Origin of the sequence: Buttiauxella sp. WJP83 (assembly GCF_027594725.1) — a bacterium.
GTDB classification, from domain to species: domain Bacteria; phylum Pseudomonadota; class Gammaproteobacteria; order Enterobacterales; family Enterobacteriaceae; genus Buttiauxella; species Buttiauxella selenatireducens.
Map to the genome: position 1 here is coordinate 607,734 of NZ_CP110080.1, position 21,153 is coordinate 628,886.

At 51.0% G+C, this 21,153-nt stretch carries 18 protein-coding genes; 15 read left to right on the plus strand and 3 right to left on the minus strand.

Annotated features, from left to right (window positions below; genetic code table 11):
* Window positions 1-11: 11 nt before the first annotated feature.
* The 11 genes from yjjG to deoD all read left to right on the plus strand — a co-directional run bounded on the left by yjjG (window position 12) and on the right by deoD (window position 11,618).
* Window positions 12-686 (plus strand): pyrimidine 5'-nucleotidase, encoded by a 675-nt coding sequence (gene yjjG, locus OH773_RS02900; protein ID WP_270142836.1) that lies wholly within the window; start codon window positions 12-14, stop codon window positions 684-686.
* A gap of 102 nt (window positions 687-788) precedes the next feature.
* Window positions 789-2,378, plus strand: coding sequence for a peptide chain release factor 3 (gene prfC / locus OH773_RS02905; RefSeq protein WP_270142839.1), 1,590 nt, complete (start codon window positions 789-791; stop codon window positions 2,376-2,378).
* Window positions 2,379-2,742: 364 nt separating this feature from the next.
* Window positions 2,743-3,360: a molecular chaperone OsmY gene (gene osmY / locus OH773_RS02910; protein WP_270142841.1), complete on the plus strand. Its 618-nt coding sequence runs from the start codon at window positions 2,743-2,745 to the stop codon at window positions 3,358-3,360.
* A gap of 138 nt (window positions 3,361-3,498) precedes the next feature.
* Complete coding sequence (locus tag OH773_RS02915; protein WP_064513877.1) at window positions 3,499-3,660, plus strand: DUF1328 domain-containing protein; 162 nt, start codon at window positions 3,499-3,501, stop codon at window positions 3,658-3,660.
* Between the two features lie 113 nt (window positions 3,661-3,773).
* Window positions 3,774-4,847, plus strand: coding sequence for a patatin-like phospholipase family protein (locus tag OH773_RS02920; protein ID WP_270142845.1), 1,074 nt, complete (start codon window positions 3,774-3,776; stop codon window positions 4,845-4,847).
* Window positions 4,844-5,623: a TatD family hydrolase gene (locus tag OH773_RS02925; protein ID WP_270142847.1), complete on the plus strand. Its 780-nt coding sequence runs from the start codon at window positions 4,844-4,846 to the stop codon at window positions 5,621-5,623. The genes OH773_RS02920 and OH773_RS02925 overlap by 4 nt, the downstream gene beginning before the upstream one ends.
* Before the next feature lie 165 nt (window positions 5,624-5,788).
* Complete coding sequence (locus tag OH773_RS02930; protein WP_270142857.1) at window positions 5,789-7,066, plus strand: NupC/NupG family nucleoside CNT transporter; 1,278 nt, start codon at window positions 5,789-5,791, stop codon at window positions 7,064-7,066.
* Window positions 7,067-7,405: 339 nt separating this feature from the next.
* Entirely contained in the window at window positions 7,406-8,185 is a 780-nt protein-coding gene (gene deoC / locus OH773_RS02935; protein WP_270142860.1) for a deoxyribose-phosphate aldolase, read from the plus strand.
* A gap of 57 nt (window positions 8,186-8,242) precedes the next feature.
* On the plus strand, window positions 8,243-9,562 hold the full coding sequence (deoA, locus tag OH773_RS02940) for a thymidine phosphorylase (RefSeq protein WP_270142862.1): 1,320 nt from the start codon (window positions 8,243-8,245) through the stop codon (window positions 9,560-9,562).
* Window positions 9,563-9,635: 73 nt separating this feature from the next.
* On the plus strand, window positions 9,636-10,859 hold the full coding sequence (deoB, locus tag OH773_RS02945) for a phosphopentomutase (RefSeq protein ID WP_270142865.1): 1,224 nt from the start codon (window positions 9,636-9,638) through the stop codon (window positions 10,857-10,859).
* 39 nt (window positions 10,860-10,898) lie between these two features.
* Window positions 10,899-11,618: a purine-nucleoside phosphorylase gene (gene deoD, locus OH773_RS02950; RefSeq protein WP_183270692.1), complete on the plus strand. Its 720-nt coding sequence runs from the start codon at window positions 10,899-10,901 to the stop codon at window positions 11,616-11,618.
* Window positions 11,619-11,718: 100 nt separating this feature from the next.
* Here deoD and lplA read toward each other — a convergent pair whose 3' ends face one another.
* Together lplA and OH773_RS02960 are read right to left on the minus strand one after the other, a co-directional pair.
* The gene (gene lplA / locus OH773_RS02955) at window positions 11,719-12,735 is read right to left on the minus strand and encodes a lipoate--protein ligase LplA (RefSeq protein ID WP_270142868.1); all 1,017 of its coding nucleotides are present in this window, start codon (window positions 12,733-12,735) and stop codon (window positions 11,719-11,721) included.
* 19 nt (window positions 12,736-12,754) lie between these two features.
* The gene (locus OH773_RS02960; RefSeq protein WP_270142871.1) at window positions 12,755-13,405 is read right to left on the minus strand and encodes a YtjB family periplasmic protein; all 651 of its coding nucleotides are present in this window, start codon (window positions 13,403-13,405) and stop codon (window positions 12,755-12,757) included.
* Window positions 13,406-13,589: 184 nt separating this feature from the next.
* On the opposite strand from OH773_RS02960, the gene serB reads away from it, so the two are divergent.
* Genes serB through nadR form a run of 3 tightly spaced genes read left to right on the plus strand, consistent with a single transcriptional unit; the run spans window position 13,590 to window position 17,218 of the window.
* Window positions 13,590-14,567 carry a phosphoserine phosphatase gene (gene serB, locus OH773_RS02965; protein WP_270142873.1) on the plus strand — a complete coding sequence of 326 codons (978 nt, stop codon included), beginning with the start codon at window positions 13,590-13,592 and terminating at the stop codon, window positions 14,565-14,567.
* Window positions 14,567-15,949, plus strand: a complete 1,383-nt coding sequence (radA, locus tag OH773_RS02970; protein ID WP_064543359.1) for a DNA repair protein RadA — start codon at window positions 14,567-14,569, stop codon at window positions 15,947-15,949. The genes serB and radA overlap by 1 nt, the downstream gene beginning before the upstream one ends.
* 33 nt (window positions 15,950-15,982) lie before the next feature.
* Entirely contained in the window at window positions 15,983-17,218 is a 1,236-nt protein-coding gene (nadR, locus tag OH773_RS02975) for a multifunctional transcriptional regulator/nicotinamide-nucleotide adenylyltransferase/ribosylnicotinamide kinase NadR (RefSeq protein ID WP_270142877.1), read from the plus strand.
* 97 nt (window positions 17,219-17,315) lie between these two features.
* On the opposite strand, the gene ettA is transcribed toward nadR, so the two are convergent.
* Entirely contained in the window at window positions 17,316-18,983 is a 1,668-nt protein-coding gene (gene ettA, locus OH773_RS02980; RefSeq protein WP_270142879.1) for an energy-dependent translational throttle protein EttA, read from the minus strand.
* 231 nt (window positions 18,984-19,214) lie between these two features.
* Here ettA and sltY point away from each other — a divergent pair, with 231 nt between their 5' ends.
* Entirely contained in the window at window positions 19,215-21,149 is a 1,935-nt protein-coding gene (gene sltY / locus OH773_RS02985; protein WP_270142881.1) for a murein transglycosylase, read from the plus strand.
* Window positions 21,150-21,153 lie beyond the last annotated feature (4 nt).

A 21,153-nucleotide genomic window follows, 5' to 3' on the forward strand; every position in this document is an offset into this window, starting at 1 on the left:
AAGGTGTGTTGATGAACTGGGACTGGATTTTATTTGATGCTGACGAAACGTTATTTACCTTTGACGCTTTTGGCGGCTTACAGCGGATGTTTCTCGATTATAGCGTGACGTTTACCGCTGAAGATTTCCAGGATTACCAGGCGATTAACAAACCTTTGTGGGTCGATTACCAGAATGGTGCCATTAGCGCATTACAGTTACAGCACCAACGCTTCCAGGGTTGGTCGGAAAGATTGTCAGTCCCTGCGGGCGATCTTAACGCTGCATTTCTGAATGCGATGGCTGAAATTTGTGTGCCATTACCGGGTGCAGTCTCGTTGCTTAATACCCTAAAAGATAAAGTAAAAATCGGTATTATCACCAATGGCTTTACTGCATTGCAGCAAATTCGTCTTGAGCGCACCGGCCTGCGTGACTATTTCGACCTGCTGGTGATTTCAGAGCAAGTTGGCGTAGCAAAACCCGATCGCAAAATCTTTGATTTTACGTTTGAGGAAATGGGCAACCCACCGCGTGAGCGCGTTTTGATGGTGGGTGACACCGCAGAATCAGATATTCTGGGCGGCATAAACGCGGGAATTGCCACCTGCTGGCTGAACGCCCACGGAAGAAGCTTGCCGGAAGGCATTACGCCGACCTGGGAAGTGACCTCACTCAGTGAACTGGAGCGATTGTTGTGTAATTGATGACGCCGATTGTTAAACCTGACCTGATGAGTAAAATAGCCACCAGGTAACGTTCATTTGCCGCTCAGCTACGCCTGTGCGGAATCCACAGAAGATTTCATTATGACTTTGTCTCCTTTTTTGCAAGAAGTGGGGAAACGCCGCACTTTTGCGATCATTTCTCACCCGGATGCCGGTAAAACGACCATCACTGAAAAAGTGCTGTTGTTCGGACAGGCGATTCAAACTGCAGGTACGGTAAAAGGCCGTGGCTCCAGCCAGCATGCTAAATCTGACTGGATGGAAATGGAAAAGCAGCGTGGTATCTCGATTACTACGTCCGTTATGCAATTCCCGTATCGCGACAGCCTGGTAAACCTGCTTGATACCCCAGGGCACGAAGACTTCTCGGAAGATACTTACCGTACTCTGACCGCTGTCGACTGCTGTTTGATGGTTATCGATGCCGCGAAAGGTGTAGAAGATCGTACTCGTAAGCTGATGGAAGTTACCCGTCTGCGCGATACGCCAATCCTCACCTTTATGAACAAACTCGACCGCGACATCCGCGACCCGATGGAAGTGATGGATGAAGTTGAACGTGAGCTGAAAATTGCTTGTTCACCTATCACCTGGCCCATCGGCTGCGGCAAGTTGTTTAAAGGTGTTTATCACCTTTATAAAGACGAAACTTATCTGTACCAAACAGGTAAAGGTCACACCATTCAGGAAGTGCGCATCGTTAAAGGGCTAGATAACCCTGAGCTTGACGCGGCTGTGGGTGAAGATCTTGCCGCGCAATTGCGTGATGAACTGGAACTGGTACAGGGTGCTTCCCACGAGTTTGATCGTGAGTTGTTCCTTGAAGGCGAACTGACACCGGTCTTCTTCGGTACTGCATTGGGTAACTTTGGCGTTGACCATATGCTCGATGGCCTGGTTGAATGGGCTCCTGCGCCAATGCCGCGCAAAACTGACACCCGTCAAGTTGAGGCGCAAGAAGATAAGTTCACCGGTTTTGTGTTTAAGATTCAGGCCAACATGGACCCGAAACACCGCGACCGCGTGGCATTTATGCGCGTGGTTTCCGGCAAATACGAAAAAGGCATGAAGCTGCGCCAGGTTCGTACCGGTAAAGACGTGGTGATTTCTGATGCGCTGACCTTTATGGCGGGTGACCGTTCACACGTTGAAGAAGCCTATCCAGGCGACATCATCGGCTTGCACAACCACGGGACCATCCAGATTGGTGATACCTTCACTCAGGGTGAGATGATGAAGTTCACCGGTATTCCGAACTTCGCACCAGAACTGTTCCGTCGTATTCGTCTGCGTGACCCATTGAAGCAGAAGCAGTTGCTCAAAGGCTTGGTCCAGCTTTCTGAAGAAGGCGCGGTGCAGGTGTTCCGCCCAATCGCCAACAATGATTTGATTGTCGGGGCGGTCGGTGTGCTGCAGTTTGATGTGGTTGTGGCGCGACTGAAGAGCGAATACAACGTTGAAGCGATTTACGAATCGGTCAACGTTTCGACGGCGCGCTGGGTTGAAAGCACCGACGTTAAGAAGTTTGAAGAATTCAAACGGAAAAACGAAATGCAGTTGGCTCTCGATGGCGGCGACAACCTCGCTTACATCGCCCCAACCATGGTCAACCTGAACCTGACGCAAGACCGTTACCCGGAAGTGACCTTCCGTAAAACTCGCGAGCACTAATTACCTCGAAGTCATCGCCTCTCAGGGCGCGGCAGCCGTCGCGTCCTGCTACTTTTCTCGTCTTATTAATCCCTTACGGAATGTTCTTAATTTCCCGTATTTAGCCCTCGCTTGCCTGTTTTTCGCCCAATCTCACCAGCAATTCTGTGATTGTTGTCTATATTTAACAAACCGGTGACAAATTGGTTGGTTAAATCTGCCATGTAAAAGAATTTTTCAGGCGACTTCCTTCAACCCGATTGTCATTGGCGTTATTTAAAACTGAACACAATTTTTAGGCTGTATCACTTGGCCTTAATTTTAAGGAAAGCTGTCTTATTGAGGCTTGTGCTCAAATTGTGAGCAAAACAATAGGAATTAATCGATGACGATGACTACGACTAAGATTTCTAAAACTCTGTTAGCTGTTGTTCTGGGTTCTGTGCTGGCAAGCGGTAGTGCGCTGGCAGAAGACACCATGCTGAACAAAACTGAATCTACAGCCAACACAGCAGGCGAAAAAATTGATAGTTCTGTAAAAGACGTCGGTAATTTCATGGATGACAGCGCTATCACGGCAAAAGTGAAAGCGGCCCTTGTCGATCACAAAGATATTAAAAGTACCGATATCTCAGTGAAAACTGACAAAAAAATCGTGACGTTAAGTGGATTCGTTGAAAGCCAGGCGCAGGCTGAGCAAGCCGTAAAAGTGGCTAAAGGCGTGGAAGGGGTTTCTTCCGTCAGCGACAAACTGCATGTACGTGACGGGGCTGATAAATCCGTCAGCGGTTATGCAGGCGATACCGCAACCACCAGCGAAATTAAAGCTAAGCTTTTAGCTGACGACATCGTGCCTTCGCGCAATGTGAAAGTTGAAACCACCGAGGGTGTCGTGCAGCTGTCGGGTACCGTTGAATCTAACGCACAGTCCGCGCGAGCTGAAAGTGTCGCAAAAGCAGTTGATGGCGTTAAAAGCGTCAAAAACGACCTGAAAGTGAAGTAACCGAGCATACAGAAGCTTTCTCCACAGGCTCTGCCTGTGGAGTAGGTCAGCAACATCGTTACTCAAATATCGCCAATGAGTGCGTATTTCGCACCCATCCAGAAGCGATTCGGGTTCACTATGGTTAAGGAGAGGCTTATGTTTCGTTGGGGCATTATTTTTCTGGTCATTGCGTTGATTGCAGCAGCACTGGGTTTTGGTACTCTCGCGGGTACTGCGGCAGGTGCAGCAAAAATTGTCTTCGTGGTAGGTATTATTCTGTTCCTGGTTAGTCTGTTTATGGGTCGAAAACGCCCATAGAATAATTTGGGTATATAATCATTTGAGACAGACCAGAGAGCCAGTCTATTTTCATTTAGACTGGCTCTCGCATATTTAAACTAAAGAAAAAATTAAGAACTAAGGAAAGCAGGGTGGGGCAACGAATACCCGTTACGCTCGGTAACATAGCGCCGCTTGCGTTAAAAGCGTTTCGTCCCGGAAAACTTGCCATTGTTTGTGAAGGTGGCGGGCAGCGTGGGATTTTTACAGCCGGTGTGCTGGACGAGTTTATGCGCGCTAATTTTAATCCGTTTGACCTTTTCTTAGGTACCTCCGCGGGTGCGCAAAACCTTTCCGCTTACGTTTGTCACCAGCCGGGTTATGCCAGAAGAGTGATCACCCGTTTTACCACTACCCGTGAATTTTTTGATCCACTGCGCTTTGTGCGCGGCGGGCATCTCATCGATCTCGACTGGCTCGTTGAAACCACATCGTCAAAAATTCCACTCTCAATGTCGACGGCTGAAAAATTGTTTGAGTCCGACAAAGCGTTTTATATGTGCGCCTGTCGTAGCGATGACTACACGCCAGGATATTTTTCGCCAAACAGCACCAGTTGGCTGAACATCCTCAAAGCCTCAAGCGCCATCCCTGGTTTTTACCGCAGCGGAGTAGAGATTGATGGCATAGGTTACCAGGACGGGGGAATAAGCGATGCAATTCCGGTGCGAGAAGCGGTGCGTCTTGGGGCTGATACGCTGGTGGTGATCCGCACTGTGCCCTCACAAATGTATTACACACCTGAATGGTTTAAACGTATGGAACGCTGGCTTGGTGACAGCAGCCTGCAACCTATGCTCAATCTGGTCAATCATCACGAAACCAGTTATCGAGAGATACAGAATTTCATTGAAAAGCCGCCGGGAAAACTGCGCATTTTCGAGATTTATCCGCCGAAACCGCTGATGAGCATGGCGTTAGGAAGCCGAATACCGGCGCTGAATACGGACTATAAAACAGGCCGTTTATGCGGACGCTATTTCCTCGCGACCGTGGGCAAACTGCTGACGACGCAGCCGCCGATAAAACGCCATCCTCCCCGCATTCTGGTGCCAGGTTCAGTTGTGGTTGCGCCTGAAGTGGTCGCTCATGAGCCATTATCCCAGGCGGTGATCGAAACCCCAGAAGCGAACGATTCCACCTTTAATAACGAAGGTACGGCGTGACAACGATTTTTTATGATACTCACTGTCACTTCGACTTCCCGCCGTTTAGTGGGAATGAAGCCATTAGCCTGTCGCTTGCCGCTCAGTCTGGAGTCGAAAAAATAATCGTTCCAGCGGTTGAAGCTGACCGCTTTGGCTTGGTTTTGGCGCTGGCTGAAAATTATCCGGCGCTATACGCCGCGCTGGGTTTGCATCCGATCGCGATTCACAAACACCAGGAGGCGTCGCTGGCGCTACTGGAACATCATCTGGTACAACGGCCGAGCAAGCTCGTGGCCATTGGCGAGATCGGTCTTGATCTCTATATGGATAATCCGCTTTTTGAGAAGCAAGAAGCGATGCTGGTTGCCCAGCTAAAACTGGCTAAACGTTATGATCTGCCGGTTATTCTCCATTCTCGCCGAACGCACGACAAACTCGCCGCCCATTTAAAACGCCACGACTTACCGCGAACCGGTGTAGTGCATGGATTTTCGGGTAGCCTGCAACAGGCTGAACGCTTTGTGGCATTGGGTTACAAGATTGGCGTTGGAGGAACAATCACCTATCCGCGAGCCAGCAAAACGCGCGATGTGATGGCGCAATTACCGCTGGATGCCCTGGTGCTGGAAACGGATGCCCCAGACATGCCGCTCAATGGTTGGCAAGGACAAGCAAATCGCCCGGAACGTATCGTTGAGGTTTTTCAGACTCTTTGCTCGCTACGCCCAGAACCTGCGGATGTTATCGCCAACACTTTCATTCATAACTGCAATGAATTGTTTAATTTGGAATAGTTAGCAGCTGAATGTGATGAGCCTCACTATCTGAGATAAACGCTTTCCTGAATTTGTAGAAATATGTGATTGCCATGGCACGTGCAGGCATCTCTACCGCTATAATCCCGCCCGCTGTAAGTTTTTGCTCGTCATCATTTTTCAAACAATACACAGGGACTCTGTATGCAACTACTCATGGGATTGATCGGCATGATCGTTCTGCTGCTGATCGCGGTTTTACTTTCCAGTCATCGAAAAGCGATTAATCTGCGCACCGTACTGGGTGCCTGGCTTATCCAGGTCGGTATCGGGGCTCTGATCCTGTATGTTCCAGTCGGTCGTAAAGTTCTTTTGGCCATGTCTGAAGGGGTCGCTAACGTTATCGCTTACGGTAATGCGGGTATTTCCTTCCTGTTCGGTGGATTGGTTTCGGACAAAATGTTCGAAGTCTTCGGCGGCGGTGGCTTCGTTTTCGCCCTGCGCGTTCTGCCAATTATCGTCTTCTTCTCCTCACTGATTGCTGTGCTTTACTACCTGGGCATCATGCAGTTAGTGATTCGTATTCTTGGCGGTGGCCTGCGTAAGCTCCTGAAAACCTCTCGCACCGAATCCCTGTCTGCTACCGCAAACATCTTCGTTGGCCAGACTGAGGCTCCGCTGGTTGTTCGCCCTTATATCGCGACCATGACCCGCTCAGAATTGTTCGCCGTCATGTGTGGTGGTTTAGCCTCTGTTGCCGGCTCCGTGTTAGCGGGTTACGCACAAATGGGCGTGCCGCTTGAGTACCTGATTGCCGCCTCCTTCATGGCAGCACCCGGCGGTTTACTGTTCGCTAAAATTATCCTGCCTGAAACAGAAACACCGAACGATGCCCCTGAACTGGAATCCCTGAAAAACGATCCCGATCGCCCAGCGAACGTGTTGGATGCAGCGGCATCCGGTGCGGCTTCGGGTATGCAATTGGCCCTGAACGTTGGCGCAATGTTGCTGGCATTTGTGGCATTGATTGCACTGCTTAACGGTATGCTTTCTGGTATCGGTGGCTGGTTCAACTATCCGCAACTCTCGATGGAGCTGATTCTGGGCTGGGTGTTCTCACCGCTGGCATGGGTTATCGGTGTGCCATGGAGCGAAGCTAACATTGCGGGTTCCTTCATCGGTCAGAAACTGATCATCAACGAATTTGTGGCCTACCTGAACTTCGGGGAATACCTGAAAGATGACGCCACCGTTGCAGCAGCGGGCCTGCAAGTTCTGTCAGATCACACCAAAGCAATTATTTCCTTCGCGCTGTGTGGTTTTGCTAACCTTTCTTCTATCGCTATCCTGATTGGTGGCCTCGGAAGCATGGCACCAAATCGCCGTCATGATATTGCCCAGTTGGGTCTAAAGGCGGTAGCAGCAGGTACATTGTCTAACCTGATGAGTGCGACGATTGCTGGGGTGTTCCTGTCATTATAAATAAACGATGTTAAAATTTTAACATCACTGTGAAATCAATGGCCGGCACTTTCGCTGGCCATTTTTTATTTCCGAATCGCATTTTTACTCTATCTAACGTTGTTAAATCACATATACTGTACAAAGCATGTAATTTCTCCTTTGGCTTTTGTGAAGCGAGACACAAAATTATCAACGCGGTGAATGTTATAATTATAACATTACCACCTGTGATGTGCGGTGAGACGGATCTCAACGTGATGGTGACCAGTGTTGCCTCTGCTCTTCAAGGAACCAAGTCCGCTCCAACGTGTTGAGTTTCGAAGCCAGAGACTTCTATATCTTTTGTTGGAGAGTGTTATGACCGATTTAACTGCAAGCAGTCTGCGTGCCCTGAAATTGATGGACCTGACTACCCTGAACGACGATGACACGAATGAAAAAGTGGTAGCACTTTGCCATCAGGCCAAAACAGCGGTGGGTAATACTGCGGCGATTTGTATCTATCCTCGTTTCATCCCTATTGCTCGTAAAACTCTGAACGCCCAAGGCACGCCTGATATCCGCATTGCTACCGTGACTAACTTCCCACATGGCAATGATGATATCGAAATTGCATTGGCAGAAACCCGTGCGGCTATCGCTTACGGTGCAGACGAAGTTGACGTGGTATTCCCGTACCGCGCGCTGATCGCAGGTAACGAGCAGGTTGGTTTTGAACTGGTGAAAGCCTGTAAAGAAGCCTGTGCTGCGGCGAACGTTTTGCTGAAAGTGATCATTGAAACTGGCGAGCTGAAAGAAGAAGCGCTTATTCGTAAAGCGTCTGAAATCTCTATCAAAGCGGGTGCTGATTTCATCAAAACTTCTACCGGTAAAGTCCCTGTAAACGCCACGCCTGAAAGCGCACGCATTATGATGGAAGTGATCCGTGATATGGGCGTTGAGAAATCTGTTGGTTTCAAACCAGCGGGTGGCGTGCGTTCTGCTGAAGATGCGGCGCTGTTCCTGTCTATTGCTGATGAACTGTTTGGCGCTGACTGGGCTGATTCCCGTCACTACCGTTTTGGTGCATCCAGCCTGCTTGCGAGCCTGTTAAAAGCGCTGGGTCATGGCGACGGCAAAAGCGCCAGCGCCTATTAATCTCTTCTTGCGGCGGTATCTCCGCCGCATTTCACCTGATGTACTCAGGGGGTTACCGTGTTTCTCGCTCAAGAAATTATTCGTAAAAAACGTGATGGTCATGCTCTAAGTGATGAAGAAATTCGTTTCTTTATCAATGGTATTCGGGATAACACTATCTCGGAAGGGCAGATTGCCGCGCTGGCAATGACCATTTTCTTCCACGACATGACTATGCCGGAACGCGTATCTCTGACCATGGCGATGCGAGATTCTGGAACCGTACTGGACTGGAAGAGCCTCAATCTGAACGGCCCAATCGTTGATAAACACTCAACGGGCGGCGTGGGTGATGTGACCTCATTAATGCTTGGCCCAATGGTGGCGGCATGTGGCGGTTATGTGCCAATGATTTCTGGTCGTGGCTTAGGCCATACCGGCGGTACGCTCGATAAACTCGAAGCGATCCCTGGATTCGATATTTTCCCGGACGATAACCGTTTTCGCGACATCATCAAAAATGTCGGCGTGGCGATTATCGGCCAGACAAACTCGCTCGCACCCGCGGATAAACGTTTCTACGCCACGCGTGACATTACCGCGACCGTAGACTCCATCCCGCTGATTACCGCTTCTATTCTGGCGAAGAAACTGGCCGAAGGCCTGGATGCGCTGGTGATGGACGTGAAAGTCGGGAGCGGCGCATTTATGCCGACATATGAACTGTCTGAATTACTCGCCGAGGCCATTGTTGGCGTGGCGAACGGTGCGGGTGTGAAAACCACCGCCTTGCTGACTGACATGAACCAGGTACTGGCATCCAGCGCAGGTAACGCGGTTGAAGTTCGCGAAGCGGTGCAGTTCCTGACCGGCGAATACCGTAACCCTCGTCTGCATGAAGTCACCATGGCGCTGTGCGTGGAAATGTTACTTTCCGGCAATCTGGCGAAAGATGACGCTGAAGCGCGCGCCAAACTGCAAGCGGTGCTGGATAACGGTAAAGCGGCAGAAGTGTTCGGACGCATGGTCGCAGCACAAAAAGGCCCGGCAGATTTCGTCGAAAACTACGCGAAGTACCTGCCAACCGCGGTGCTGAGCAAAGCCGTTTATGCTGATAAATCCGGCTTTATCTCTGAAATGGACACCCGTGCATTAGGCATGGCGGTGGTGGCGATGGGCGGTGGTCGCCGTCAGGCTTCTGATTCCCTGGACTACAGCGTCGGTTTTACTGACATGGTGCGCCTGGGCGATAGCGTTGAGATTTCCCGTCCGCTGGCCGTTATTCACGCAGCAAGCGAAGACCAGTGGCAGGAAGCAGCCCGTGCTGTAAAAGCGGCAATTAAAGTAAACGATACGCAGCCCGCAGAAACGCCGGACGTCTATCGCCGTATTAGCTAAATGCTGGCATACTGATCTGATCACTTTTTGAAACGCCCCTGGGCGTTTCAGGCCCGAATACGCAGGAGAAATTATGAAACGTGCATTTATTATGGTGCTGGATTCTTTCGGTATCGGCGCGACTGAAGATGCTGACCGTTTTGGTGATGTAGGCTCTGATACCTTTGGGCACATCGCAGAAGCTTGCGCAAAAGGCGAAGCAGACAAGGGCCGTAAAGGGCCATTACATCTGCCAAACCTGACTCGCCTTGGACTGGTGAAAGCCGCTGAAGGTTCTACCGGTAAAATCCCGGCAGGTATGGACGGTAATGCAGAAGTTATCGGTGCATACGGTTGGGCGCATGAGCTTTCATCTGGTAAAGATACCCCGTCAGGCCACTGGGAAATCGCGGGTGTTCCTGTGCTGTTCGACTGGGGTTACTTCTCCGATCACGAAAACAGCTTCCCACAAGAACTGCTGAACAAACTGGTTGAACGTGCAAATCTGCCGGGCTACCTCGGTAACTGCCACTCTTCCGGTACTGTGATTCTGGATGAACTGGGTGAAGAGCATATGAAAACCGGGAAACCGATTTTCTATACCTCCGCTGACTCCGTGTTCCAGATTGCCTGCCACGAAGAGACCTACGGCCTGGATAAACTCTACGAACTGTGTGAAATCGCGCGTGAAGAGTTGACCGAAGGCGGCTACAACATTGGCCGTGTTATCGCTCGTCCGTTTATCGGCGACAAAGCGGGTAACTTCCAGCGCACCGGTAACCGTCATGATCTGGCCGTTGAACCACCAGCACCAACCGTGTTGAAAAAACTGGTTGATGAGAAGAATGGCCATGTTGTTTCGGTTGGTAAAATTGCGGATATCTACGCTGAAGTCGGTATCACCAAAAAAGTGAAAGCGACGGGTTTGGATGCGTTGTTCGATGCCACCATCACAGAAATGAAAGAAGCGGGCGACGACACTATCGTATTCACCAACTTTGTTGATTTCGACTCCTCTTACGGCCACCGTCGTGATGTTGCAGGTTATGCCGCAGCGCTGGAACTGTTTGATCGCCGTTTGCCTGAGCTGATGGAATTGTTGAAAGAGGACGATATTCTGATCCTCACCGCTGACCACGGTTGTGACCCAACCTGGCAAGGGACTGACCATACTCGTGAACACATTCCGGTATTGGTTTATGGCCCGAAAGTGAAAGCCGGCTCCCTTGGCCACCGTGAAACTTTCGCGGATATCGGCCAGACAGTTGCAAAACACTTTGGTGTTTCCGACATGGATTACGGCAAAAACATGCTCTGAAATCCATAGGATTTCGTTCTCTTTGAATAAGGATAATTTATGGCAACGCCACATATTAATGCAGAAATGGGTGATTTCGCTGACGTCGTACTGATGCCAGGGGACCCGCTGCGCGCTAAACATATCGCAGAAACTTTCCTCGAAGATGTTCGTGAAGTTAACAACGTGCGTGGCATGTTGGGTTTCACCGGGACTTACAAAGGCCGTAAAATCTCTGTAATGGGCCACGGTATGGGTATCCCATCCTGCTCCATCTACACCAAAGAGCTGATCACTGATTTTGGCGTGAAGAAAATCATCCGTGTGGGTTCTTGCGGCGCGGTACGCACCGACGTGAAACTGCGTGACGTGGTTATCGGCATGGGTGCTTGCACCGATTCCAAAGTGAACCGTCTGCGTTTCAAAGACCATGACTTCGCAGCGATTGCTGACTTCGACATGGTGCGTAACGCGGTTGACGCTGCTAAAGCGCTGGGCGTTGACGCTCGCGTAGGTAACATCTTCTCTGCTGATCTGTTCTATACGCCAGACCCGACGATGTTTGACGTGATGGAAAAGTACGGCATCCTGGGCGTGGAAATGGAAGCGGCGGGTATCTACGGCGTGGCGGCGGAATTTGGTGCTAAAGCACTGACCATCTGCACCGTGTCTGATCATATTCGTACTCACGAGCAGACGACTGCAGAAGAGCGCCAGACAACCTTTAACGACATGATCAAGATTGCTCTTGAATCTGTGTTACTGGGCGACAAAGAGTAATTTTCCCCCTCACCCTAACCCTCTCCCTTAGGAGAGGGGACTGGTTTTCTCCCTCTCCTGGGGGAGAGGGCCGGGGTGAGGGTATCAGTCCGCACTTATCTCAACGTACTGCTTTCGCAATCCACTCTGACAATTCCCGCAACTCCGTTTCCTGCCCCGGGAAATCCACCAACAGCGCGTCGCACTCCTGTTGTAGCCTATCCGCGCGATACAAGCAGCCCTGCAAACGCGCCGCCAGCACCTCAAGAGGGGCGGGATTCAGGCTGTCTGTGAATATTTGCGTGCGCGTGATATGCCCTTTCTCAACGTCGAAGTGCAATTCAACACCACCCCAGGTAAAACGTTGATCAAGCAAATGACTAAATGCCGGAGCCTGACCGAAATTCCATTCCCAACTGCTTTGGCGAGCAAAGGTTTCAGCAAAACCGGGGAGATCGGGTAGGGCGTCAGGGGAGATGTGTTCTGCCTCTACACGCTCACCGTAATAAGCGAAGAAAGCGTCGCGCACGGCATCACAAATTTGCTCATGGGTCAGGCCTGGCAACAGATCGCTGAGGTTTGCCACTCGACCACGCACGGATGTAATACCTTTGGCCTGAAGCTTTTTCTCATCCGGATTGAGATAATTTGCCAGGCGGCTTAAATCAGCGTTAAGCAACAAAGTGCCATGATGGAAACCCCGATCCATCGTCTCTTTATAGGCCGAGCCAGATACCTTGCGCACCCCTTCAGCGGTAGCGACTTCCAGATCGTTGCGCCCGGAAGCCGTAGCGCGAATGCCAAGCTGATTAAGTGCATTGACCACAATTGCGGTCGAGACACTTTTATCGTATTCCGGTTTTCCCGCCATAAAGGTGAAACAGGTATTGCCCAAATCATGGAATACCGCACCGCCGCCGCTGCTGCGTCTCGCCAGCCGTACGTTATCTTCTTCCATGCGCCGGGTATTGCACTCTTTCCACGGGTTTTGCGCCCGGCCAATCACCACCGTATCTGCGTTGCGCCATAAAAACAGTACGCGTTGAGTGGCAGGCATCTGGCGGAAAATACACTCTTCTACCGCCAGGTTGAACCAGGGATCGTAAGAGTCTGAAATAAGCAGACGTAAAGTAGACATAGTAGAAGTCCTTTCTTACTTAAGGTTTATTGGCGCTCTGTTCTTCCTCATCTTCTTTAACTTCGGTATTCGCCGTCAGAAGGAAGGGAGATTGTTGCCAGCGCGTGCGTTTGCCCTGCAAAAGAGTACGCGCCAGCACAATGCCAATTGCCAGCGCCAGTAACATCATCAGGCGCAGAATATTCGTGGTGTTATCCACTTGCTTAGCTTCAGTAGGCAGTGTGTGAGTATCGAGCGTGATACGCAGATAACCCACTGGCCCATCTTTATCTTCAATCGGCTGAACAATTTGATGATTAAAGTAACTGCCCGCTTTTTTACCGTCCAGGGCGAGCCGGTCGCGTACGCCAATCCCTTCACCTGCACGTAGGATTAGGCTGCCGCTATTGTCGTAAACGCCCGCATCCAGAATGCGGCTGTCCTGCGTCAACAAATTCAACACCGTTGAGATCTTTTTCTCATCGGGATTTTCAGATTTCATCAGCGGAATAAGGTTATAGCTCACCTGGCGTGCCAGAGTTCTTGCCAGCTCTTCAAGCTGTACGTTTCGGGCTTGCTGATGCCCCTGGCTAAACCACGATGCGCCCTGCATCAGCGCGACTAAAAGTGCGAGGCAGATAAGCACAATCACTGCACGATGCAGCCTGAATTTCATTTTTGCCCGAGCCATAATGCACCTTAGAAAAATTGCCGGTTTTACTGCGCAGTTTAATGTTGCCAGAAGCTGCACAGACAAGGTAGCCTCATGCGTTGTTTTGTTCTGCATACCCTTCAGCATTCGAATTACAGGCACTCTTGCCGACTGCCGGAAATGCGAATGCTGAATGGTATATTAAAATTTTTCAGGAGCTGTGATGCCAAATAGTCTGACCTGGTGCGACTTGCCGACCGACGTATCTCTCTGGCCTGGTTTGCCGCTATCGTTAAGTGGCGATGAAGTTATGCCGCTCGATTACCGTGCTGGCCGCAGTGGCTGGCTGCTGTATGGTCGGAATCTGGATAAAGAGTGCCTGAATCGCTACCAACGTAAGCTAGGCGCTGCGATGGTTATTGTCACCGCGTGGTGTGTTGAAGACTATCAGGTTATTCGCCTGGCAGGTTCATTAACGCCTCGCGCAACTAAACTTGCGCATGACGCCGGATTGGATGTCGCCCCGCTGGGCAAAATTCCCCATCTGCGCACGCCTGGCCTGCTGGTGATGGATATGGACTCCACCGCTATTCAAATCGAATGCATTGATGAAATTGCCAAACTTGCGGGCACCGGCGAAATGGTCGCTGAAGTTACCGAACGTGCGATGCGTGGCGAGTTGGACTTTGCTGCGAGTTTGAAACAACGCGTAGGAACGCTCAAAGGCGCGGATGCGACTATTCTGCGCGAAGTTCGTGATGCATTGCCGTTGATGCCGGGCCTGACGTCGCTGGTGCTGAAACTCGAGTCATTAGGCTGGAAAGTCGCGATAGCTTCCGGTGGTTTCACCTTTTTCGCCGAATATTTGCGCGACAAGCTACATCTGGATGCGGTCGTGGCCAATGAGCTGGAAATTTGCGACGGCAAGCTGACGGGTGAAGTCACTGGGCAAATTGTTGATGCGCAATTCAAAGCCGAAACGCTTATGCGTCTGGCGGATAAATATGAAATTCCTGTCGCGCAAACCGTCGCTATTGGCGATGGGGCGAATGATTTACCGATGATCAAAGCGGCTGGCCTGGGAATTGCTTTCCACGCTAAACCTAAAGTGAATGAGAAAACCGAAGTCACCATTCGTCATGCTGATTTGATGGGCGTATTCTGCATTCTGTCCGGTAGCCTTATCCAGGAAGAACGCTAATGGCGAAAGCCCCAAAACGTGCATTTGTCTGCAATGAGTGCGGTGCAGATTATCCTCGCTGGCAGGGGCAATGCAGTGCCTGTCACGCATGGAACACCATCACAGAGGTGCGTATTGCCGCCTCTCCGACGGTTGCGCGTAATGAGCGTTTGTCAGGGTATGCCGGCAGTGCAGGCGTCAGTAAAGTACAAAAACTTTCAGAGATTAGCCTCGAAGAACTGCCGCGTTTCTCGACCGGTTTTAAAGAGTTTGACCGCGTGCTAGGTGGCGGTGTGGTACCGGGTAGTGCCATTTTGATTGGCGGTAACCCCGGTGCCGGTAAATCCACGTTACTGCTGCAAACCCTGTGCAAACTCAGCGAACAGATGAAAACGTTGTATGTCACTGGTGAAGAGTCGCTGCAACAAGTGGCGATGCGTGCTCATCGTCTGGGGCTGCCGACCAATAACCTGAATATGCTTTCGGAAACCGGGATCGAGCAAATCTGCATGATTGCCGAAGAAGAAGCGCCAAAACTGATGGTTATCGACTCCATCCAGGTCATGCATATGGCCGATGTCCAGTCGTCGCCGGGCAGTGTGGCTCAGGTGCGTGAGTCTGCCGCCTACCTGACACGCTTTGCCAAAACACGTGGTGTGGCGATTATCATGGTCGGCCACGTGACCAAAGATGGTTCGCTTGCCGGACCGAAAGTGCTCGAACACTGCATTGACTGTTCGGTGATGCTCGATGGTGACGCCGACTCCCGTTTTCGTACCCTTCGCAGCCATAAAAACCGCTTCGGTGCCGTGAATGAGTTGGGCGTGTTTGCCATGACGGAGCAAGGGTTACGTGAAGTCAGCAATCCTTCCGCCATCTTCCTGAGCCGCGGTGATGAAGTGACGCCCGGTAGCTCGGTGATGGTTGTCTGGGAAGGTACGCGCCCATTGTTGGTAGAGATTCAGGCGCTGGTGGATCAATCCATGATGTCCAATCCGCGTCGTGTCGCCGTGGGTCTTGAACAAAACCGCCTGGCTATTTTGCTGGCCGTGTTGCACCGCCACGGTGGTCTGCAAATGGCCGACCAGGATGTGTTCGTCAATGTGGTAGGCGGTGTGAAAGTCACCGAAACCAGTGCTGACCTGGCCTTATTGCTGGCAATGGTCTCCAGTTTACGTAACCGTGCATTGCCACAAGATTTAGTGGTGTTTGGTGAAGTTGGGCTGGCAGGGGAAATCCGCCCAGTGCCTAGCGGCCAGGAACGTATTTCTGAAGCGGCAAAACACGGCTTTAAACGCGCCATCGTGCCACAGGCAAATGTGCCGAAAAAATTACCGGAAGGGATGCAGGTATTCGGTGTGAAAAAACTTGCGGATGCGTTGTCGGTGTTTGACGACTTATAATTTATTTTTCGCCGTATTTTTGCAGGAGGCAGCATGTCGTCTTTCGAGTACCTGAAGACCGCAATTCGTCAGCAAAGCGTTACGCTGCAACAGGTGGCAGAATCCTGCGGCATGACCAAGGGCTATCTTAGCCAGTTACTGAACGCCAAAATTAAAAGTCCAAGTGCGCAGAAACTGGAAGCATTACATCGTTTCCTCGGGCTGGAATTTCCGCGGCGTGAGAAAAAAGTCGGCGTCGTGTTTGGTAAGTTTTATCCGCTGCATACCGGCCATATCTATTTGATTCAGCGGGCAGCAAGCCAGGTAGACGAACTCCATATCATCATGGGCTACGACGAAACCCGTGATCGTTTGTTGTTTGAAGACAGCGCGATGTCTCAGCAACCGACAACCGGTGACCGCTTGCGCTGGCTGCTACAGACCTTCAAATATCAAAAAAATATCCGTATTCATTCGTTTAACGAAGAAGGGATGGAGCCGTATCCGCATGGCTGGGATGTCTGGAGCCGCGGCATCAAAGCTTTCATGGAAAGCAAAGGGATCAATCCCGACTGTATTTACACATCCGAAGAAAGTGATGCGCCGCGTTTTATCGAACAGCTTGGTATTGAAACGGTACTGATTGATCCGAAACGGACGTTCATGAACATCAGCGGTGGGCAGATCCGCGAAAACCCATTCCGTTACTGGGAATACATTCCAACGGAAGTAAAACCGTTCTTTGTCAGAACCGTCGCTATTCTGGGAGGGGAATCGAGCGGTAAGTCGTGGATGGTGAATAAGCTCGCTAATATTTTTAACACCACCAGTGCCTGGGAATATGGCCGTGATTACGTCTTCTCGCACCTTGGCGGTGATGAGATGGCGCTGCAATATTCTGACTACGATAAGATTGCCATTGGCCATGCTCAGTACGTTGATTTTGCAGTGAAATATGCCAATAAAGTCGCATTTATCGACACCGACTTTGTCACTACACAGGCGTTTTGCAAAAAGTATGAGGGGCGTGAACACCCGTTTGTGCAGGCATTGATTGACGAATACCGTTTTGATTTGGTGATTCTGCTGGAAAATAATACGCCGTGGGTGGCTGATGGTTTACGCAGTCTTGGTAGCGATACCGACCGAAAATCCTTCCAGAATCTGTTGGTGTCGATGCTACATGAAAACAACATCAGCTATGTGCACGTGGAAGAGTCTGACTACGATTCTCGTTTCTTACGCTGTGTTGAGCTGGTGAAGAACATGATCGGCGAGCGGGGCGCGTGAAATCACCCTCACCCCGGCCCTCTCCCTGAGGGAGAGGGAGAAAGCCTGTTAGTCCCCTCTCCTGGGGGAGAGGGTTAGGGTGAGGGCGTTACAACAATTACTTAGTCACGCGTTTGTACTTAATACGCTTAGGCTCCAGCGCATCCGCACCCAGGGTGCGTTTCTTGTACTCTTCGTACTCGGTAAAGTTGCCTTCAAAGAATTCAATTTTACCTTCATCCTGGTAATCCAGAATGTGCGTTGCGATACGGTCAAGGAACCAACGGTCGTGCGAGATAACCATTGCACAGCCTGGGAATTCCAGCAGGGCGTTTTCTAACGCGCGCAGGGTTTCGATATCCAGGTCGTTGGTTGGTTCATCGAGCAGCAGCACGTTGCCGCCAACTTGCAGCAGTTTCGCCAGATGCAGACGGCCACGTTCACCACCAGACAGCTCACCCACACGTTTACCCTGGTCAACACCTTTAAAGTTAAAGCGACCAACGTAAGCGCGGCTTGGCATTTCGGTGTTACCGATACGCATGATGTCCTGGCCGCCGGAAACTTCTTCCCATACGGTTTTGCTGCTATCCATCGCATCACGGAACTGATCGACGGAAGCCAGTTTAACGGTTTCACCCAGCTCAATGGTGCCGCTGTCAGGCTGTTCCTGACCAGACATCATACGGAACAGCGTTGATTTACCCGCGCCGTTCGGACCGATGATGCCAACGATCGCACCTTTCGGTACAGAGAAGGACAAGTCGTCAATCAGCAGGCGATCGCCATAGGATTTACGCAGATTGGTCACTTCAACGACTTTATCGCCCAGGCGCGCGCCTGGTGGAATAAACAGTTCGTTGGTTTCGTTACGTTTCTGGTATTCGGTGTTGTTCAGTTCTTCAAAGCGAGCCAGACGCGCCTTGCCTTTAGACTGACGGCCTTTAGCACCTTGACGTACCCACTCCAGTTCTTTCTCAATGGATTTACGGCGAGCCGCTTCCGTTGAGGCTTCCTGAGCCAGACGTGCGTCTTTTTGCTCAAGCCAGGAGGAGTAGTTGCCTTCCCACGGAATACCTTCGCCGCGGTCAAGTTCCAGAATCCAGCCTGCAACGTTATCAAGGAAGTAACGGTCGTGGGTAATCGCCACAACGGTGCCTTCGAAGTCGTGCAGGAAGCGCTCAAGCCATGCCACGGATTCCGCATCCAGGTGGTTCGTTGGTTCGTCGAGCAGCAGCATGTCTGGTTTTTCGAGCAGCAGGCGGCACAGTGCCACGCGGCGGCGCTCACCACCGGACAGGTTCGCGATTTTCGCATCCCAATCTGGCAGACGCAGTGCGTCAGCGGCACGTTCAAGCTGTACGTTAAGGTTATGGCCGTCATGCGCCTGAATGATTTCTTCAAACTTGCCTTGTTGTGCGGCTAGCTTATCGAAGTCAGCGTCCGGTTCAGCGTACTTCGCGTACACTTCATCCAGACCTTTCAGCGCGTTGACCACTTCGGATACCGCTTCTTCAACCGATTCGCGAACCGTGTGCTCAAGATTAAGCTTAGGTTCTTGCTCCAGATAACCGATTTTCAGGCCTGGTTGTGGGCGGGCTTCGCCTTCGATGTCGGTATCAATGCCGGCCATAATGCGCAGCAGCGTGGATTTACCGGCACCGTTCAGACCCAGTACGCCAATCTTGGCGCCAGGGAAGAAACTGAGCGAGATATTTTTCAGAATATGACGTTTCGGCGGAACAACTTTGCCGACACGATGCATGGTATAAACGAATTGAGCCACAGTGCGACTTCGCCTCTTTTTCGTGATGTAAGATGGTACATATCAGTGGCGAAGTGTAGCCGTTTTCAGCAGGTAATCCCAGCAGGGGAAGTGGGATGTGTTACCCGAAACGGCCTTAACGCTTTTATAGACAAAATAACGCCCTCTGGCGTGGCGAAAGTGCAATACCAGGGTTAGCATGAAGTAATTAATGGCGGCATGATGCTGCCGGTGAACATGTGAGGAGAACTTGTGGGGAAAGCCAAACAAGTCGTGGGACAATTGCTGGTAGCAGTTGTAGGCCTTGCGGCATTAACTCATGCAGTTCGCGCGGATTCGCTCGATGAGCAACGCAGCCGATATGCACAAATCAAACAAGCGTGGGATAACAAGCAAATGGATGTGGTGGCGCGAATAATGCCCACTTTGCAAGATTATCCGCTGTATCCCTATCTCGAATATCGCCAAATCACTGATGACTTAATGAATGAGCCAACGCTCGTCGTCAGTCGCTTTATTGAAGCGAATCCAACACTGCCGCCAGCCCGCACGCTGAAATCACGTTTTGTGAATGAACTGGCGCGCCGTGAAGACTGGCGTGGGCTGCTGGCATTTAGCCCGGAACAACCGGGTACCACTGAAGCCAAGTGCAACTATTACTACGCGAAATGGAATACTGGCCAGGCGGATGCCGCATGGGTTGGAGCCAAAGATCTGTGGTTAACAGGGAAAAACCAACCTTCGAGCTGCGATCGTCTGTTCTCAGCATGGCGCTCGTCAGGAACACAAGATCCGTTGGCTTATCTCGAACGTATTCGTCTGGCGATGAAAGAAGGCAACTCTTCACTGGTTACGAATCTCGCAAGCCAAATGCCGGCGAACTATCAGACTATGTCTACTGCGCTAATCAGTCTGCAAAATGACCCGAATACCGTGCTGTCGTTTGCCCGTACCGTTGAAGCAACAGACTTTACGCGCCAGGCTGCGGCGGTGGCGTTTACGCGTGTCGCACGGGATGATGTAGAAAATGCGCGCATGATGATCCCATCACTTGTTCAGGCGCAGCAACTCAATGATGCTCAGGCGCAGGAGCTTAGAGACACCGTTGCCTGGCGTTTAATGGGTAATGATGTCACGACAGACCAGGCTATCTGGCGCGACGACGCTATCATGCGTTCAGAGTCGACAAGTTTAGTGGAACGGCGTGTGCGTATGGCATTGGGAAATGGCGATCGTACCGGCCTGAATACCTGGCTTGCACGTTTACCTATGGAGGCCAAAGAGAAGGATGAATGGCGTTACTGGCAGGCGGATTTGTTGCTTGAGCGCGGCCGTGATACCGAAGCAAAAGAGATCCTTAATTCTTTGATGCAGCAACGCGGATTCTATCCGATGATAGCGGCTCAACGTTTAGGGGAAGAGTATCCGTTGCGTGTCGACAAAGCGGTTGCTGTCAATCCGGCGCTGGTGCAGGGGCCAGAAATGGCACGGGTACGCGAGCTGATGTATTGGAATCTGGATAACACGGCACGTAGCGAATGGGCGAATTTGATCACGAGCCGCAGCAAATCAGAGCAGGAAGGGCTAGCGCGTTACGCATTCGATCAAAACTGGTGGGATCTCAGCGTGCAGGCGACGATCGCCGGAAAACTTTGGGATCATCTGGAAGAACGCTTCCCGCTGGCTTACAAAGATATTTTTTCCCGATACGTGAACGGCAAAGATATCTCCCAAAGCTATGCCATGGCGATTGCTCGTCAGGAAAGCGCATGGAATCCGAAAGTGAAATCGCCGGTAGGTGCCAGCGGGTTAATGCAAATCATGCCGGGAACCGCCACGCATACCGTGAAGATGTTTAATATTCCGGGTTATACCAGCACTAACCAGCTGTTAGATCCGGAAACCAATATCAACATTGGCACCAGCTACTTGCAGTACGTTTCTCAGCAATTTGAAAATAATCGAATTTTCTCATCCGCTGCCTATAACGCAGGGCCTGGGCGAGTCAGAACCTGGCTTGGTAATAGCGCTGGACGCATAGACGCGGTTGCGTTTGTTGAGAGTATTCCGTTCTCGGAAACGCGGGGATATGTGAAAAACGTACTGGCTTATGATGCGTATTATAAGTACTTCATGGGTAAATCAGCGCCATTGCTGACGGATGCTGAATGGCAACGTAAGTATTGATTTT